Annotated in this window: 12 protein-coding genes; 10 read left to right on the top strand and 2 right to left on the bottom strand. The window is 54.0% G+C overall.

Annotation, left to right across the window (positions count from 1 at the left end; translation table 11 throughout):
* The first annotated feature begins 338 nt into the window (after window positions 1-338).
* Genes AC1RZR_RS27810 through AC1RZR_RS27795 form a run of 4 tightly spaced genes read left to right on the top strand, consistent with a single transcriptional unit; the run spans window position 339 to window position 5,417 of the window.
* Entirely contained in the window at window positions 339-1,358 is a 1,020-nt protein-coding gene (locus AC1RZR_RS27810) for a glycosyltransferase family 2 protein (protein WP_481826621.1), read from the top strand.
* Window positions 1,359-1,982, top strand: coding sequence for a class I SAM-dependent methyltransferase (locus AC1RZR_RS27805; protein ID WP_481826620.1), 624 nt, complete (start codon window positions 1,359-1,361; stop codon window positions 1,980-1,982). It begins immediately after the preceding gene.
* A 4-nt stretch (window positions 1,983-1,986) separates the two neighbouring features.
* Window positions 1,987-2,919: a hypothetical protein gene (locus AC1RZR_RS27800; protein WP_481826619.1), complete on the top strand. Its 933-nt coding sequence runs from the start codon at window positions 1,987-1,989 to the stop codon at window positions 2,917-2,919.
* A complete protein-coding gene (locus AC1RZR_RS27795) occupies window positions 2,916-5,417 on the top strand; it encodes a hypothetical protein (RefSeq protein WP_481826618.1) in 2,502 nt (833 codons plus the stop codon). Before AC1RZR_RS27800 ends, AC1RZR_RS27795 begins: the two co-directional genes overlap by 4 nt.
* A 51-nt stretch (window positions 5,418-5,468) precedes the next feature.
* Here the strand turns inward: AC1RZR_RS27795 and AC1RZR_RS27790 are convergent, their stop codons facing one another.
* Entirely contained in the window at window positions 5,469-6,371 is a 903-nt protein-coding gene (locus AC1RZR_RS27790) for a class I SAM-dependent methyltransferase (RefSeq protein ID WP_481826617.1), read from the bottom strand.
* The gene (locus tag AC1RZR_RS27785) at window positions 6,368-7,270 is read right to left on the bottom strand and encodes a fatty acid desaturase (protein ID WP_481826616.1); all 903 of its coding nucleotides are present in this window, start codon (window positions 7,268-7,270) and stop codon (window positions 6,368-6,370) included. Before AC1RZR_RS27785 ends, AC1RZR_RS27790 begins: the two co-directional genes overlap by 4 nt.
* A gap of 400 nt (window positions 7,271-7,670) precedes the next feature.
* Here AC1RZR_RS27785 and AC1RZR_RS27780 point away from each other — a divergent pair, with 400 nt between their 5' ends.
* The 6 genes from AC1RZR_RS27780 (at window position 7,671) to AC1RZR_RS27755 (ending at window position 17,236) form a co-directional block, all read left to right on the top strand.
* On the top strand, window positions 7,671-8,714 hold the full coding sequence (locus AC1RZR_RS27780; RefSeq protein ID WP_481826615.1) for an NAD-dependent epimerase/dehydratase family protein: 1,044 nt from the start codon (window positions 7,671-7,673) through the stop codon (window positions 8,712-8,714).
* Between the two features lie 58 nt (window positions 8,715-8,772).
* Window positions 8,773-10,758: a rhamnan synthesis F family protein gene (locus tag AC1RZR_RS27775; protein WP_481826614.1), complete on the top strand. Its 1,986-nt coding sequence runs from the start codon at window positions 8,773-8,775 to the stop codon at window positions 10,756-10,758.
* Between the two features lie 41 nt (window positions 10,759-10,799).
* Window positions 10,800-12,746: a rhamnan synthesis F family protein gene (locus AC1RZR_RS27770; protein ID WP_481826613.1), complete on the top strand. Its 1,947-nt coding sequence runs from the start codon at window positions 10,800-10,802 to the stop codon at window positions 12,744-12,746.
* 143 nt (window positions 12,747-12,889) lie between these two features.
* Window positions 12,890-13,648: a class I SAM-dependent methyltransferase gene (locus AC1RZR_RS27765; RefSeq protein WP_481826612.1), complete on the top strand. Its 759-nt coding sequence runs from the start codon at window positions 12,890-12,892 to the stop codon at window positions 13,646-13,648.
* 197 nt (window positions 13,649-13,845) lie between these two features.
* Window positions 13,846-14,985 carry an acyltransferase family protein gene (locus tag AC1RZR_RS27760; RefSeq protein WP_481826611.1) on the top strand — a complete coding sequence of 380 codons (1,140 nt, stop codon included), beginning with the start codon at window positions 13,846-13,848 and terminating at the stop codon, window positions 14,983-14,985.
* Between the two features lie 406 nt (window positions 14,986-15,391).
* Window positions 15,392-17,236 (top strand): rhamnan synthesis F family protein, encoded by a 1,845-nt coding sequence (locus AC1RZR_RS27755; RefSeq protein WP_481826610.1) that lies wholly within the window; start codon window positions 15,392-15,394, stop codon window positions 17,234-17,236.
* Window positions 17,237-17,382: the final 146 nt, after the last annotated feature.

Genomic DNA, 17,382 nt, shown 5'->3' with positions numbered 1-17,382 from the left:
GACGACTGGTCGTTCCGGCGGCGCCGGCTTGTGGCGTTTGGGACGCACCCCGGACCGATCCAGCACTCCGCCTGCCAAGCCGTCGAATTTCCGGTTGCGCAGTCTGAAGGTGTATGCGAGGCGCCCTGGGGAGGCCTGACTGAAACCTTGCATTCATGGCTCTCCCGAGTGAATTCGCTGTGAACGCCATCAACGCAGCGCCGCCCTGAACCCTCCCGCACCGTTGTTGACAACTGCAAAAACAGGTTATTTTGCCAAAGCAGGTAGCGCGCGGGAGCAAAGTTCTCTAGGTCCATAGCGAAGACGGCAGCTGATCGATCTCGAGAAAAGAGGGTGGATTGTCAAAGCTTATTATTCAAATCCCATGCTTGAATGAGGAGGGGACACTCGCTGTCACGCTTGCTGATCTCCCGCGTCAGGTCGCGGGCTTCGATACAGTGGAATGGCTCGTAATCGACGATGGCTCCACCGACCGCACGGTCGAGGTTGCCCGGGAAAACGGTGTGGATCACGTGGTCTCACTGCCCCATAACCAGGGGCTTGCCAAAGCCTTCATGACCGGTATTGAAACCGCGCTAAAACTAGGTGCCGATGTAATTGTCAACACCGATGCGGACAACCAGTACGATGCCTCCTGCATTCCCGATCTTGTCCGGCCCATATTGGAAAAAAAAGCTCAGATCGTCATCGGCGCAAGGCCGATCAGTGAGATAGAGCATTTTTCGCCCATCAAGAAATTTCTGCAGAAGCTTGGAAGCTTCGTTGTCAAGATTGCCAGCGGCACGACGGTTCCCGACGCGCCGAGCGGGTTCCGCGCCATTCATCGCGACGCGGCGATACAGCTCAATGTCTTCAACCGCTATACTTATACGCTGGAAACGATCATCCAGGCGGGACGACGGAACATTCCCATTACCTCGGTACCGATCCGCGTGAACGGCGATCTCCGGCCCTCGCGGCTGGTCAAGAGCATACCAAGCTATGTGCGACGCTCGCTGATAACGGTTGTGAGGATTTTTGTCGTCTATAGTCCGCTGCGCTTCTTCTCGGTGTGCGCGGCTGTCGTCGCCACACCGGGGTTGATCGGGATCGTCCGGTTCCTTTTCCACTACTGGATGGGCGAAGGCAGTGGCAACATCCAGTCGCTTGTTTTGTCCAGCGCCTTGCTTGCGCTTGCCGGCATCCTCGCCATGAGTGGCGTCATTTCCGAACTGATCGCAGTCAATCGGCAATTACTTGAAGAAATCAGGATCAGGCAACTGCAGCAGGAGCATGGTGGCAAGGCCCGCATCCGGTCATTTGCATTAGAGCACAAAGAGCCAAAGTTTAAGAAAGATAATATAGGCGGAGCAATATAGATGAATGAAACGCCGCTGGCTTACGACAATGTTCCGGGTAATTTCTACGACAAGTACAATACTCAGAATCCGATCGCACGATACCTCATGCAGGGCTTTCTAAGCAACTTCGATATGATGACGGCCGAGACAGGCGTTCGCGATGCCTACGAGGTTGGCTGTGGCGAAGGAAATTTGTCTATTCGTCTTCATGATCAGGGGTGGAATGTCCGTGGGAGTGACCTGGAAGCGGTCAGTGTTTCGGAGGCCAATCAGCAGTGCGCCAAGCGCGGTATAGCTCCGATATTTGAAACCCGCTCGCTTTTCGACCTGAGGCCGGAAGGGGACTCCGCCGAATTGGTGATATGCTGTGAAGTCCTCGAGCATGTTCCAAATACAGAGCAAGCGCTATCTGTGCTTAAATCGCTGGCAAAACCATATCTTCTTGTCAGCGTGCCGAGAGAGCCGATCTGGAGAGTGCTTAATATTGCCAGGGGAAAATATATAACAGAGCTTGGAAATACGCCAGGCCATATCAATCACTGGTCATCCTCATCTTTCGTTGATTTGCTAAGCAAGTCGCTCAAAATCATCAAGGTCAGCAAGCCGTTTCCTTGGACGATGGTCCTTTGCCGCTGTGACTGAGACAATGCAGACGGCACAGCCGGTCAAAAGCAGCAAGCTAAAGTCCATAGTTCGCCTTGGCGGGCTGGCCGTCAGTCTTGCAGCGCTTGTCTTCGTGGGGCTGGCGATCCATCGCTCCTTCGGTGATTTGCAACAACACCTTATCTCGCCACTCTTTTTGATCGCCATATTGGGCTGCGCTAGCGCTTATGCCGTCATTCTGCAACTGGTCGGCATCGCCTGGTACCGCTTCCTGGTTCTCGTCGATGGACCGTCGTTTGGATTGGGCCGTGCGCTCGGAATTTTTGGAAGGACGCAGATTTACAAATACCTGCCGAGCAACGTGATGCATATGGTTGGCCGTTTTGCCCTTGCCCGCAGTGCCGGGGCGTCCAACAGGGCTCTTGCCGTTGCTCAGATAGGGGAATTGTCCATCACTGTTCTCGCCGCCGGGGCGTTGGGCGTATTGCTGGCGTGGCCGATTTTTCAAGGTGCATATGCTCGGTATGGTCCCGACAATCCTGCTTTGACAATGGGATTGATCGCCGCCGGTCTTTTGACGCTTGCGATCGGGATGGGACTTTTATTCCGCTCCAGGTTGGCGGACATCGGGGGCAGGGCGCTTGTCGTATCTGCCGAAGCTTTTGTCCTCTATGTACTGTTTTTCATTGGCAATGGGTTGCTGATCGTTGCGCTTTTCAGGACCCTGAACGATGGGGGGCAAATGGCGGAGTTGATCGGCATAGGAGCCGCGGCCTGGCTCATTGGCTTTGTCGTTCCGGGAGCGCCGGGCGGACTTGGCGTGCGCGAGGCCGTCCTGATCATGGGGCTTACTGCCGCGGGTCTGCCGCCTCCATCGGCTACCGCGGTTGCCCTGGGCAACCGCCTTGTCACCGTTCTCGGAGACTGCCTGATCGCCTTTGTGGCGTTGATATTGCGAAAGCGGAAAAGCGCATGAATGTGCTAATGACGGAAACATCCACGCAAAACAAATCCTTGCTGAGGCAGCCCTCATTTTTGCGGCATGCCGTCTCGATGGCGCTTCTTTTCGCTCTCGTCCTGGGGATCGTAGGCGTGAACCCTGCTCGGCAAACACTGGCACCGATGGATGTGTTGTTGTCCTATCCGGGATGGGACAATGCCGGGATCGACTCTCCAATTGTCAATCTGGAGCGCTCTGACGCGCTGGATCACCGGCTGCCAAACTGGCGGGAGTTCAGGCGAGAGTTGCGGGAAGGGCATATCCCGCTGTGGAACCCCCTCCATCAACTGGGTGCAACCGGCATTCAGGCGGCGATTTATGAAGGCCTTTCAATACCGTTTCTGATTTATGCCCTCACGCCGAATGAGGCCATGGGATACACGTTCGCTATCCTGGCCAATTATCTCCTGGCTGCTTTCGGCGCGTATTTTCTGCTTTTTTTCATGTTCAGGAATCATGTGGCCGCGATTTTCGGCGCCATGGTCTTTGCATTTTGCGGTTTCAACATCGCCTGGGCGCATTGGCCGCATCTGACAACCAGCGCTCTTATTCCGTGGGTTCTCGCCTGCCAGCTTCGGTATTGGCAGACGGGCCGCTTGGGCTGGGCTCTGGGGTTCGCTGTCAGCTTAGCCCTGATGGCGCTGGCCGGCTTCCCATTTGTGGCCGTCCTGGGAGGCATCTCCTCCTTGATACTGGCGATCGTGGTTCTCGCTGTCGAACTCAGGAGCACCGGCATCAATCAGACGATGGTCAGGCGGGCAATCGGGCTGGGATGCGCAGGTGTTGCGGGCGCGTTCCTTGCCCTTCCTGGGCTTCTGGGGGTCAAGGACATCCTCGACGGAACCGATTTGTCGATCCGAGTGGGTGGAACGATATTCACGCCCTACGACATCATTAACATGTTTGGATTTGATTTTAGCAACCATCTTGGCGTCGAGCGGACGTTTTCGGCGGGGCTGCCCGCTGCAATCCTTACCCTTCTTGCTCCATATTTTATTTTCAGGAAACCCAATCTGTTTGCTGTTTTTGGGTTGCTCTTGGCCATCTTTACCATGGCGACTGCATTCGGCGCGGCGCCCGCCAGTCTGGTAAGGCTAATTCCATCATTTGATTATAATGGTTGGAATAGAGTGACATTATTGTTCGGACTGTCGGCAGCAATATTGTCGTCGTATTCCATTGCTTGTATGTTGCCGGCCAAATTTGAACAGACTTACAGGTTTCACTTTGTAATATTGATATGCCTTCTTCAGGCGGTCAATCTCGGGTATTCATTCAGGCAATTTAATGCGCGACCTGATATTGCGACGTTCTTTCCAGATACGCCGTCTATATCCTATGTATCATCAAAGATACTTCCAGGTCAAAGTGTTCTTGCGGACGAAAGTTTCCTTTTCTCAGGATCTTTGTCAAATTATCGATTGCCGGAATTGTTTGCTCACGGTTTTCGTACCGACGCGCAAAAGCCGATAGCCGCTGACATAGTGCCTTCTCATCAGGTGACATATACGGCCTCGATATTTCAGTGCTCCGACATTAATTTCTCCAGTCGGGATATTGTCTATGCTGCTGTTCGCTTCATCCTCGGCAAGGAAGGCTGCACCTCGGCGGTTTATGAAACCGTCGGAACCGGCCAGCGACCGACTGCCGCCCTTAACAGTGGCGCACTTCAAGGCAACGTGACGATCGACAAGCCGGTTAGCGTGATGAACGTCCAGGTGTTGTTCGGAACCTATGATCAGGACTATGCCCCTTCGGCATTGACATTGGATCTCTACAAGGATGGACGCCTCGTGGCTCATTCCGAAATACCGCCGGAGGCGGTGCGCAACAACCTGTTCGCCACCTTCGGTTTCAGTCAAGACGTGCCGCTTGTGGCCGGAACGTATCGATACGTCATTTCGATGACCAAACCCGATAGCCAGAAGCCACTCAGCGCCTGGGTTTTCGAAACCGCCGGGGGGGCAACTTATCAGGTTGGGTCGAAGGTGTTTCCCGGCATGCCAATAATAAAGATTTTCGAGAAGATCGATCTTCCCCAGAATTTCTCGATCGCGTCGGTCGAGCCGGGGATCAGTGTTATCGAAAATCACGCGGTTTCGGGTTCCGGCTATTATGTGAATAGGCTGAGCGGGCAGCCGGACGCGGATTTTGGCCCTGTGCAACTCGCGGCGTACGAACCGGACGACCTGACAGTGGACTATTCGGGGGCAGCCCGTGGATGGGTCGTTTTCCCCATTCGCACCAACAAATATTGGCGAGCCACGCTGGATGGAAGACCGGTAGAACTGAACAAATTCTTGGATTTTTTCCCTGCCGTCGAGGTGAACGGACCAGGCAAAATTCGTTTCTATTACGACAGCAGTCATTTGCTGAAAACGCTGGAGCTTTGCATCGCCGGCTTTGCAGCCTCGGTCATTCTCCTAATCGCGTTGACGCGTAGATCTTCCAGGCCACGAACAGGCACTGGGTAATTGGTCGCCCGGAGATGACTTGCCGAACTCGGGCATTGGTTGAGGCAAAATTCAGTTACTCGGGCGTCGCGCCTTGATGGTCATTGACCCGTGCGGCCGAAACAGGTTGATGGCCAGATCCAGTGGCAAGAACATCACCGACAAAGCCGTATGCATGACCCCGCGGCCGCGCCGAGCAGATTCCTTGAACAGCGAGTTGGCGAGAGAAATAGCCCACCACGCATAGGCGCCGGATACGCGCTCGGTCTCCAGCCCACCAATCCTCATCGCCGTGACGACGTTTCGATGGTTGAACAACGTCAGGTGGCGAGGATAGTGATATCCTCCCCAACGCCGCCCGAAAACGTATCGATCGAGCGACAGATGGTTCGGCGTGATGACGAGCGCGCCGCCGCCAGGCCGTAGCAGCCGCCGCATATGCTCGATGAACCCAACGGGATCGACGACATGCTCAATCAGGTTTGAGCAATAGATCGCATCGAACGAGCCGTCCGGCAGGTCCACTTCCTCGATCTGGCCAAGGTGGAAGTCGATGCGTGGGTTGGCGCTCAGGCCGAGATCCTTGATGTCGATGCCGCACACGGACGCTTTTGGATTTATTTCCAGGATGCTTTCCAGGAGGGAGCCGTTACCGCAGCCGACCTCAAGGATGCGAGGAGCGGGCAATTTCGCAACAGCCAGCACCTTCCTGGCGTCGCGAGCTACGATCGCGCGTTTCAAGGCGCCGAACACCGAACTCTTTGGCTTCGAATAGGCCAGGTAGTCGTCGGGATATAGTGACGGAATCTCAGCCGCAGGCACCTTTGGGATCTGCATCACAAACCCGCAATCAGTGCATTCGAAATAGTTGGATTGCCGCGGAACCGCGTATTCATAGTCTGCGATCGAGGTGTAGATCGGCGACATTTGCCCGGGTTTGTGTTCGGCGGCGCACAGCAGGCAGATGTCGCTCAAATCTTGATCCCTTTCGGCTCATTGCGATCGTGGGACAACTCCAAGAGCTTTCCGATGTAGCTGGGCGACAGGAGCTCACCGCGATCATCGTAAAAGCGCACCTCCTCGCGCAGGAATCGGTGCATTTTCGACAGCCGATAGGGAGGAACCATCGGCCAGCCGTGGTGCTCCAGATGGTAGTTGAAGCTCTGCGGAGCGAAGTAGGTGTTCTCAAGAACGGTCGCCAGCGTGGTCACCGTCATATCGTCCTCGCCCGGGTGCTCGGCCATAAAACGTAGGCGGCTGAGCAGTGGGTTCCATGTCACAGCGAGGTATAGCCAGGCGGCATATTCCCACCATAGCCCTGAAACAACCATCACAGTGGCCAGGACAAGCTGGCAGGCGAAGATATGCTTCATCGACCAGAGCTTTCCGGATGAACCGCCTTGCTTCCTTGCAGGGGTATCCGACTTCTTTGCAGGGGCGTCCGATTTCGCGAAATATTTTAGAAAGAGACGCACAGATTCCAGGCCGAGGACGTAGCGGGCGATCATCCAGGCGAGGCCGCCGTCGGCGCTCACCGTCGCGAAGCTGACATGCTCGGGATCATCCTTGCTGCCATTGTGTGCGTGATGTTTCATATGGATCTTGCGATATCTCGCGACTTCCATGCCGATCCACCCGGCCGCAAGCCAGTTGGTCAAGGTGTCATTCCTTGATGGGTTCCGGCTGTAAAAATAGTGCGCGGCGTCATGAATCAGCGTCTGAAAATGACGTTGTGCGGCGAGAAGAAGTAGTGCCGCGACAGGCACGGCAACCCAGAGGGGGCCAATCATCAGACCGGCCAGCATGGCAAGCATGATCAATATGAAGGGCTTTGCCGCGTAGGCGATTATCCAGAACGTGCTGCGCTGGAGCAATTCTTCGGGGACCCTTATCTCTTTCAGATTCGACGAATAGAGATGAGCCTTCGGATGAGCGACGTTCAGCCCTGTGCTCCCTAAACGGCGTTATTTGGCACCTCTTTAGCCTGAACAAACTTCGCCTGTCCAATCTTCAAAACTTCAAATTCGAATTTTCAGCCTGCCCGCGAAGGCGGCCTGATCAACAGAGGCCCGCCGCAACTTGGTGTCGGCGCTGCCGCGGCGTTGAGCGGACGCTTGGTACACCTTTCCGCAGGCTGGCACGGATGCCGAACTTGCCGCACAAGCCCGATTCGACTGGAATTGACATGTTGTGCCTATTCAAACGAGATCGACGCTGATAACGCACAGCCGGGCCAATGAAACTTGGAATGCTGTTTGAATGTCCAGAATATGTATGGTGACCGGTGGAGCCGGATTCATTGGATGTGCGCTGTCCACCACCTTGGCCAACCGTTTCGACCGTGTAATTGTCATCGACAGTTTGCATCCGCAGATCCATGCTGAACGGAAACGTCCCGCCGAACTTGACCCTCGCGTTGAACTCATGGTTGCCGATGTGACCGAGGCGTCTACCTGGGTGCAGGCATTGGAAACCGCCCGGCCGGAAATTGTGGTGCATCTGGCGGCTGAAACGGGCACGGGGCAGTCGCTCACAGAGGCTTCTCGCCACGCGATTGTGAATGTCCTTGGCACAACCCGCATGCTGGATGCTTTCGCTGCGGTGTCGCACGTCCCCGAGCGCTTTGTTCTGGCTTCGAGCCGCGCCGTCTATGGAGAAGGGGCGTGGCGGTCCAAGACGGCAGGCGCGGTAACGTATCCGGGTCAGAGATCGAAGCAGCAGCTTGAGCGCGCGGAGTGGGATTTTCCCGGGCTTGAATCTCTCCCCATGGACGCGGAAAAAACCATCCCGAATCCAACCAGTATTTATGGAGCAACGAAACTAACCCAGGAACAGATATTGCGAGCCTGGGCCCTGTCGTTCGGAACGATCGTCAACGTGCTTCGCCTTCAGAACGTATATGGTCCTGGCCAGTCTTTGACGAATAGCTACACGGGAATTGTGTCGTTGTTCATCAGGATGGCCAAGGAAGGCAAGAGCATTCCGATCTACGAGGACGGTGATATTGGACGGGACTTCGTTTTCATCGATGATGTGGCATCGGCCCTCGACAAAGCCACAGCCACGGATCTGTCACAGTCGCTCGCCTATGATGTCGGTACCGGTTCCAAGACCACGGTTCTCGACCTGGCGAGGATCATCGCAAAGCGGTATGGGGCGCCGGAACCGCGCGTCAACGGCATGTTCCGCAACGGCGACGTGCGCTGCGCTGTCGCCAACATTGGCAGGACGGTCCGCGAACTGGAATGGCGACCTTTGAAAAGTGTGGACGAGGGGATCGGCCAGCTTTCCGAATGGATAGATTCACAACTCGGCTAAAATTTGGGCCTTGCATCTAGAATTGGTTTGGCAATCTGGATTTCTTGAGGAACGAGAAATGAGCTCTGTATTGCGCCGGGTTGCTGTGTTTTCTCTGTATAATGAACGTGGCGTCGCAGACGACTATGTCATATTTCTACTCACAAAGCTGCGAGAATTGGTCGAGAGGGTTGTTGTTGTTTCCAATGGGAATCTTTCAAAACATTCTGTCGTCGCGGTGGAAAAGGTATGTGACCAGCTTCTGATCCGTGAGAACGAGGGATTTGATATCGGGGGATACAAAGCCGGAATGGAAGCCATCGGCTTCGATGAACTTTCCAAGTATGACGAACTCATCCTGCTGAACGACACTTGCTACGGACCTCTTTTCCCCTTTTCGGAAATGTTTTCGGAAATGGAAAGCCGGGATTGTGATTTCTGGGGCAGCTCTGCCCACAAGGAAATGACGCCAAATCCATTTACCGGAACGGGTCATTTGCCCTGGCATCTTCAGACGTTCTTCATCGCCATCCGGAAAGAGATGCTGAAATCGGAAGCGTTCAAGAGATACTGGAAGAATTTACCGGAGATAAGAACGTACGTGGATGCCGTTCTGCTTCATGAATCGCAATTCACGAGGCATTTTACAGATCTTGGCTATTCGGCGGAAGCGTATGTCGATCCGGAGAAATATGGCTCGCACTATCCCGCGTTCATCAACGTTGATGAAGCAATCATCAATAGATTTCCACTGCTAAAGCGACGTGCGTTTTTTAATGATCCAACTTTCCTGGAGCATAATGCGATCGATCTGCCACGCACTTTGCGGGTGCTTAAAGAAACATCCGAATATGATCTTAATCTGATTTGGCGAAATGTTCTACGCGTTTCGGAACTGAGAAATCTCAACAGCAACGCCGCACTGATGAGTGTCTTGCCGGACAAGCGGATCAAAAACGCCGATGCCCCTGCCGACTACGGCAAGGTGGCTGTTTGCGCGCATATCTACTACGCCGACATGATCGACGAGATGCTGGATCTGACCGGGAACATTCCAGTTCCCTATGATTTCATTGCCACCACCGATACGCCGGAAAAGAAGGCTGAGATTGAAGCCGCACTGGCGAAGCGCTCCGGCATAGAGAAAGCCATCGTCCGCGTCGTCGAGCAGAACCGCGGGCGCGACATGTCGGCGTTTTTCATCGCCACGCGCGATCTGCTGGTCGACGATCGTTATGACCTTGTCTGCCGCGTGCACAGCAAAAAAACCCCTCAGGTGCAGGCATCCAAGGGCAATCTGTTCAAGCGTCACATGTTCGAGAATTTGCTGAACAGCCGTGGCTACGTTCAAAACGTCTTGGACATGTTCCACGACAACCCTTCGATCGGGTTCGCCATTCCGCCGATGATTCATATCTCGTTTCCAACCATGGGGCACTCATGGTTTCGCAACAAGCCCAGGGTTGAAGAAACCGCGCGCCTGTTGAACATCGACGTCAAGTTCGATGACACCACTCCGGTGGCTGCCTATGGCGGCATGTTCTGGTTCCGGCCACGCGCCTTGCGCAAAATTTTCAAACACAAGTGGAAATGGGAAGACTTCGATCCCGAGCCATACTTTGACGACGGCGATCTGGCTCATGCGCTTGAGCGGCTGATGGCCTATGCGGCTCAGGATGCCGGGTACACCACACAGCACATTGTGTGCTCGCATCAGCTTGCGCACACCTACGCCATGTTGGAATTCAAGCTGCAAAAGCTTGCAAGCGCGATGCCGGGCGACTTCCCGTGGCAGTCCCATATACTGTCTGAGTGGAAAAAAGCCGGCTACCCCATGGGCAACCATCCGTCGGCGGCTGGGGCTGTGACGGCGACGCCAATCACGGAGACAGTGGCCCTGACGTCGGTGAAGCACTCTTTGGCCAAACTCAATCTGGCCATCAAGAGCTCTCTGAAATTCAGAGTGCCCTTCATCTTCAAAATACTCAGGCCATTCTATCGCGGCACGAGGGCAGTTTTGAAGCCTGGTTCGCGGCGTGATGAACAGCGCAAGACGCGACAATAGAATTAGTGATATTTATGGTATAAATTGGCAGGAGTATCAATTTGCGCCGTATTGCAGTGTTTTCTCTCTACAACGAACGCGGAATTGCAGATGACTATGTCATCTTTCTGCTCGAGAAACTGCGAGAGGTTGTCGACAAGGTCATTGTCGTTTCCAACGGGGACTTGTCCAAACATTCCGAAATAGCGGTGAAAGCCAGCTGCGATCAGCTTCTGGTGCGCGAGAATGAGGGATTCGACGTTTGGGGATACAAGGCTGGAATTGACGCCATCGGCTATGATGCTCTTTCCAAATACGACGAACTAATTTTGCTGAATGACACCTGTTACGGCCCCCTTTTTCCATTCTCGGAAATGTTTTTGGAAATGGAAAGCCGGGATTGTGACTTCTGGGGCAGCGCCGCTCATAAGGAAATGACGCCAAATCCATTTACCGGAACGGGCCATCTGCCCTGGCATCTCCAAACCTACTTCATCGCCATCCGAAAAGGCATGCTGAAATCGGATGCCTTCAAGAAATACTGGACGAACTTGCCGGAAATAAAAACGTACGTGGATGCCGTTCTGCTTCATGAATCACAGTTCACGAGGCATTTTACAGATCTTGGCTATTCGGCGGAAGCGTATCTCGATCCGGAGAAATATGGCTCGCACTATCCGGCGTTTATCAACGTGGATGAAGCAATCATCAACCGATTTCCACTGCTAAAGCGGCGTTTATTCTTTCATGACCCAGCTTTCCTCGAGCATAACCCTGTCGATTTGCCACGCGCTTTGCGAGTGCTCAAGGAGACATCCGACTACGACATGAATCTGATTTGGCGCAACGTTCTACGCATTTCGGAATTAAGGAACCTCAACACCAACGCGGCGCTGTTGAGCGTTCTGCCAGACCAACGGATCAAAGGCGACGATGCTCCCGCCGACTACGGCAAGGTGGCCGTTTGCGCGCATATTTACTACACCGAAATGCTCGACGAGATACTGGATCGGACCGGGAACATTCCGGTTCCCTGTGATTTCATTGCCACCACGGATACGCCGAAGAAAAAGGCCGAGATCGAAGCCGCCCTGGCAAAACGCCCTGGCATAAACAAGGCCATCGTCCGCGTCGTCGAACAGAACCGCGGCCGCGACATGTCCTCGCTTTTCATCTCCCTGCGCGACCTGCTGGTCGGCGATCGTTATGATTATGTCTGCCGCTTGCATACGAAAAAGTCGCCCCAGGTGCAGGCGTCGAACAGCAACCTGTTCAAACGGCATTTGCTCGACAATTTGTTGAATAGCCGTGGCTACGCTCAAAACGTCTTGGACATGTTCCACGACAACCCTTCGATCGGTCTCGTCATTCCGCCGATAATTCATATCTCTTACCCGACCATGGGGCATGTCTGGTTCGCCAACAGGCCCAAGGTCGAGGAAACCGCGCGCCTGTTGAAGATCGACGTCAAGTTCGATCCAGACACTCCGGTGGCCGCCTATGGCACCATGTTCTGGTTCCGGCCACGCGCCTTGCGCAAATTGTTCGAACACAAGTGGAAATGGGAAGACTTCAATGCCGAACCGGATCATCTCGATGGCGGTCTGGCTCATGCGCTCGAGCGGCTGACCGCGTATGCAGCCCAGGATGCGGGTTACACAACGCACCACATTGTGTGCGCGCATCAGGCGGCGCACAACTACGCCATGCTCGAGTTCAAGATGCAAAAACTTGTCGGCGCGTTGCCGCTAAACGACTTTCCGTTGCACTATCAAATGTTGTCTGAGTGGAAGAACGCCGGTTATCCGTTGGGAGCGTCAGCGATGCATATGTCAGCGATGCAGATGCCCGTGACGCTGACGTCAGTGAAGCACTCTCTGGCTGAACTCAATTTTGCCATCAAAACCTCTCTGAAGTTCAGGGCGCCAATGCTGTTCAAAATTCTAAGGCCGATCTATCGCGGCATGAGGGCGGTCTTGAAACCAAATTCCCGGCGCAACGGCGGATAGCGGAAAAGAGCTGCGCTTTTCCTGGTATCACCCGTCTCAGGCGCCAATCCACTCATCCATCAGTGGAATTTCAGCCTCAAGCGCGGCCGCTACGTCAAATCCCAAGCGTACCACATGAAGCCGAACCAACCGAGGAATTCAACATGGACGCCGCTCCGCCAGAGTTCAACCGAAACGATCTCGCTTCCCTTGTTGGTCGCGAATCAACCCTCGAGCTGGGGCCTTTCACGAATCCGACCCTGCGTGGCCCAAATGTAAAATATTTCGACGTCATGGACAAACAGGGACTGATCAAGAGGGCAGATGCGATCGGCTATGCTTACTCTAGCCCTGTCGATATTCACTATGTCTCCAGCAATGGTGACTTGAGTATCGTGGGCGAGACTTTTGATTTTTGCCTGAGCAGTCACTGCGTCGAGCATCAACCGGATTTGATCTACCATCTGAACCAGGTGGCGAGGATTCTCGTGCCAACGGGCAGATACCTCCTGATTATCCCGGACAAGCGCTATTGCTTCGATCATTTCATTCCAGAGAGCTCAATTGCAGATTTCATCAATGCTCGGGGCAACAGGGTTCACAGCGCAAAGAGCGTCATCGAACACATAGCTCTAACGACGCACAATGACGCGGCTCGCCATTGGATCGGAGATCACGGGGTGCCAAAATTTCGGCATGACCTGACGACTGTTTCTTCGGCCATGGGCGGGTACGACAATTCCGGCGGGGCCTACATCGATGTGCACGCTTGGCAGTTTACGCCCCAAAGTTTCCGGACGGGAATAGAGGTACTATCCAATCTCGGCCTCATCGGGTTGGACGTGGAGCAAATCTATCCCACGCCGCACAACACTTTTGAATTCTGCGCAATTTTGAAGCGACGGCTGGGGGCCGAAAGCTGACTGGAAAAACCGCCGGAACAGAAATCAACTGCTGCCAATGGTATGCTGCCTGCTGGCAATCATAGATCCCGCAGTGTCGATGGTGGCGCCGGACTTAACGTAGCCGTTGCCGAAATGATGCCCACGCAAAGCCGACAGGTTGCGCAGCCATGGTGTTCCAAGTAGGGGTGCTGCTAGAGTTCCGATGAGGTTATCAATTGGCAGGCAGCTACAACGCAGCCCCGAACCGGGTGCCCTTCTTGGACGCCTTGCGTGGGCTGGCGGCCATTTGGGTCGTCGTTGTGCACGTAGCGATGCTACCATCTCCGCGTCTTCAAGTTGCACCGTTTCTCGATCTGTTCGTCGTAAACGGCACCATGGGAGTGGATCTGTTTTTCGTGGTGAGTGCGTTTTCACTCTGCCTCAGTATGCCGGTTCATGATCGCGAAGTTCGCCCGATGCTGGGGTTCGCGCTGCGGCGGTTTTTCAGGATTGCTCCCCTATTTTACCTGATTATCGTGGTCATGTGCATCCACAACTTCAGCGGCGTAAAGATCGATGGAAAATCGATCCTATTGAATATGACATTTCTGTTTAACTTGGTTCCAGGTTACCAGACTTCCATTGTTCCAGCGGGTTGGACGGTTGGAGTGGAAATGATATTTTACATGATATTCCCCTTGTTGTATCGATCTGCTAAAGGTGTAATTCTGTCGGTTTTTGTGTTTTTTGTTTCTATAAGCATAGCGACTATTTTCTTCATGAATGTAAACTTGTTTGTTGCTGATCCGTTTAATTACTATATATATTCAATTCTTTATCGTGCGCCAATTTTTACGTTCGGCCTTATCGCATTTTACTTGTTGCCGATATTGGAGAAGCGTCCGGAAAGGAAACGGATAGGATTGGCTCTTCTGGCGTTTGTGCCTGTGATGTTTTTTGCAATCACCGCAAATAAGGTCGCTATTTTTGATAAATATTATTGGGAAGGGGTGATGTTTGGCGCGTTGGTCATCGGGCTGGGCCTTTTCCCGGTCGCTCTGATCGTCAATCCTGTTTCGGCATGGCTGGGGAGAATCAGTTACTCGGTCTATCTTCTTCACAGCCTCTTTATCGTCGTGCTCATTCCGACCATGAGGTCGATCCAGGGGTTGGTCGCGGATCAGACGATTGCCTTCATGCTCAGTCTGATGATGACCTTGGCCTTGGTGATCCCGGCCGCCTTCCTGCTGAATTACTTTGTTGAGGATCCAATCAACAAGTGGGGCAAGGGTTTTTCGTCTCGGGTTGCCGGCCGCAAGAAGGTCGACCCGATTCCAAGGGGGGAGGCGGTCCTCGCGGAGTCTTCAGGGGGGTAGCGGATTGTTCCGTCCTAAGGCTTCCTTGGGGTGCTCGCTCTGGAGATCTGGGGCATGGCCAAGGCAAGGGTTCATTCAACAAGCTACACGTGAGCGCCGAAGAGATTGCATTTCTGCGGCCTTTTTTATCGGCACCGAATGGTTTAATGCGTGCGCCTGACACCCTGCGGGATGGCGCCCATTCTAACCAGCGGCCTTGGAATGCCTGTTTTTTCGACGCTGTCACGGACCTCTATGAAGCGACCCGGAAACATCATCGCTCGATGACGTTTGCTTGGCAGCATGTGGTCAGCGCCACCATCGATCCCATATCGGAGCGTCCTGCAGCATTCCGGATATTGATGTATCGAGGACCGCTTTCCAGTTTGATTTTTAGGTGCCGTTTGCACCCGAGAGAGATAGGTCGATGAGACGTCTGGCAATTGCATTTTACTACGACCAATACGGCAAGATGGATGATTATTATTTTCACCTGATTGCGTCGATCAGGCCTTTTGTCGAGAAACTGCTGGTGGTCTGCAACGGTCCGGTGGACGAAGAGGCCCAGTCTCGCCTTTCCGAAGCTGCCGACAGCTTCCTGATCAGGGAAAACAAAGGGTTCGATGTATGGGCCTATCGGACGGCGCTCGAACATATCGGCTGGGACGAACTTTCACACTTCGACGAGATTTTGCTCTTCAACCACACTTTCTACGGGCCGATTTTCCCTTTCTCGGAAATGTTCTCCGAGATGGACCAACGCCAATGTGACTTTTGGGGGATCTCCGCTCACGGCGCGATACGGCCCAATCCGATCGACGTCAGAAAAGCGGAACTGCCCTTCCATCTCAACTCCCATTTCATCGCCGTGCGGCGGTCCTTGCATCAGTCGAAGGCGTTTCGTGACTATTGGACCCAGATGGTGCCCATCAACTCCTATATGGATTCAATCGCGAAGCACGAGACGGTGTTCACAGGGCATTTCCAAGCCTTGGGCTACACATGTTCGGTGTTGCTCGATCCCGAACGATATAAGACGGCATATCCAGTTCTGATGGAGCCGGACAAAACGCTGGAGGATCGGAGCCCGATCCTGAAGAAGCGGCTGTTTTTTCAAGACACGCTGTTTCTCGAGCGCGAGGCCATCAACCTGCCGCGTGCCTTGGAGATAGTAGAGAAGCAATCGGATTATGATTTGTCGCTGGTATGGAAGAGCGTTGGCCGCCTGGGCCCGCCTCGTACGCTAAATGGCAATGCCGCGTTGCTCTCCGTCCTGCCGGATACACGTATTGGTGCGCAAAGGAATTGGGACGACTATCGGATAGCGGTTCTCGCGCATGTGTATCACGTCGACATGATCGATGAGATTCTAGGCTACGCCGAAAACGTGCCGAAGGGCTACGACCTGATCGTCACGACCGACAATGCCGACAAGCAGGCGTTGATCCAGCAAGCAATCGCGAAGGCACCGAACGTCGGAAATGCCGTCGTTCTGGTTGTCGAGAATGACGGCAGGGATACCTCCGCTCTCCTCATCGGGTGTCGGGACTACGTGCTTGAGGACCGCTACGACCTGATCTGCCGGATCCATTCCAAGCGATCTGCCCAAGACGGTACAAAGGGGGAGTTGTTGTTCAAACTTCACACCTTTGAGAACCTACTTCACACCCCTGGATATGTTGAAAATCTGCTTGAGCTTTTTGCTAAGAATCCAGCGCTTGGCCTCGCCATACCGCCGATGATCCATGTTGGCTATGCGACCATGGGAAACTCATGGTTTGGCAACAAAGGCAACGTTGCAAAGCTGGCCAAACAGCTCGGCCTGATCGTGCACCTGGACGACAATTCGCCCGTTGCGCCTTATGGTGGAATGTACTGGTTTCGTCCTGCAGCTCTAAGGAAGCTTTTCGAACATAGATGGAGCTGGGACGATTTTGCCAACATGGATTATCGGGATGGGAGTTTGGTCCACGCCATAGAGCGGCTCATCGCCTATGTCGCAATCGACGCCGGATATACCTTCCGACACGTAGTGACCGCGGGTCACGCAGCTCACAACTACGTGATGTTGGAGGCCAAGTTGCAAGCATTGTTAGCGAATGGATCGCCGGCGGAATTCGGCAACCTGGGAGTGGCAAGATCCTTTCGTGGCCTCGTCTTCTCGATCAAGAGAGCAATTTTGTTTAGATCGCCAACAGCGTTCAGGGCCCTCAGGCCGCTCTTTCGCGGTCTGCGATGGATAACCACACTTGGTCGCGGCGCGACAAACTGAGCTCAAGCCTGGGCAATTCGCCCGGGCAAGGCGCCACTTGGCCTGAATGGATGGCGTTCAAAGCGAATTCACTCGGGGAGACATGCGTTTAAGGTTTCGGCACCCATGCAGAAGCCAGCCAGATCTTCGACGCACACTGCCAGGCA

This window comes from Mesorhizobium bavaricum (genome assembly GCF_056781655.1).
This window is presented reverse-complemented; position numbering and strand designations above follow the sequence as displayed.

What these genes read in the sequence shown, in the direction of transcription:
- AC1RZR_RS27805 (WP_481826620.1), top strand. Translation starts at nt 1,359, where the DNA reads ATGAATGAAACGCCGCTGGCTTACGACAATGTTCCGGGTAATTTCTAC.
- AC1RZR_RS27800 (WP_481826619.1), top strand. Translation starts at nt 1,987, where the DNA reads ATGCAGACGGCACAGCCGGTCAAAAGCAGCAAGCTAAAGTCCATAGTT.
- AC1RZR_RS27795 (WP_481826618.1), top strand. Translation starts at nt 2,916, where the DNA reads ATGAATGTGCTAATGACGGAAACATCCACGCAAAACAAATCCTTGCTG.
- AC1RZR_RS27780 (WP_481826615.1), top strand. Translation starts at nt 7,671, where the DNA reads ATGGTGACCGGTGGAGCCGGATTCATTGGATGTGCGCTGTCCACCACC.
- AC1RZR_RS27775 (WP_481826614.1), top strand. Translation starts at nt 8,773, where the DNA reads ATGAGCTCTGTATTGCGCCGGGTTGCTGTGTTTTCTCTGTATAATGAA.
- AC1RZR_RS27765 (WP_481826612.1), top strand. Translation starts at nt 12,890, where the DNA reads ATGGACGCCGCTCCGCCAGAGTTCAACCGAAACGATCTCGCTTCCCTT.
- AC1RZR_RS27755 (WP_481826610.1), top strand. Translation starts at nt 15,392, where the DNA reads ATGAGACGTCTGGCAATTGCATTTTACTACGACCAATACGGCAAGATG.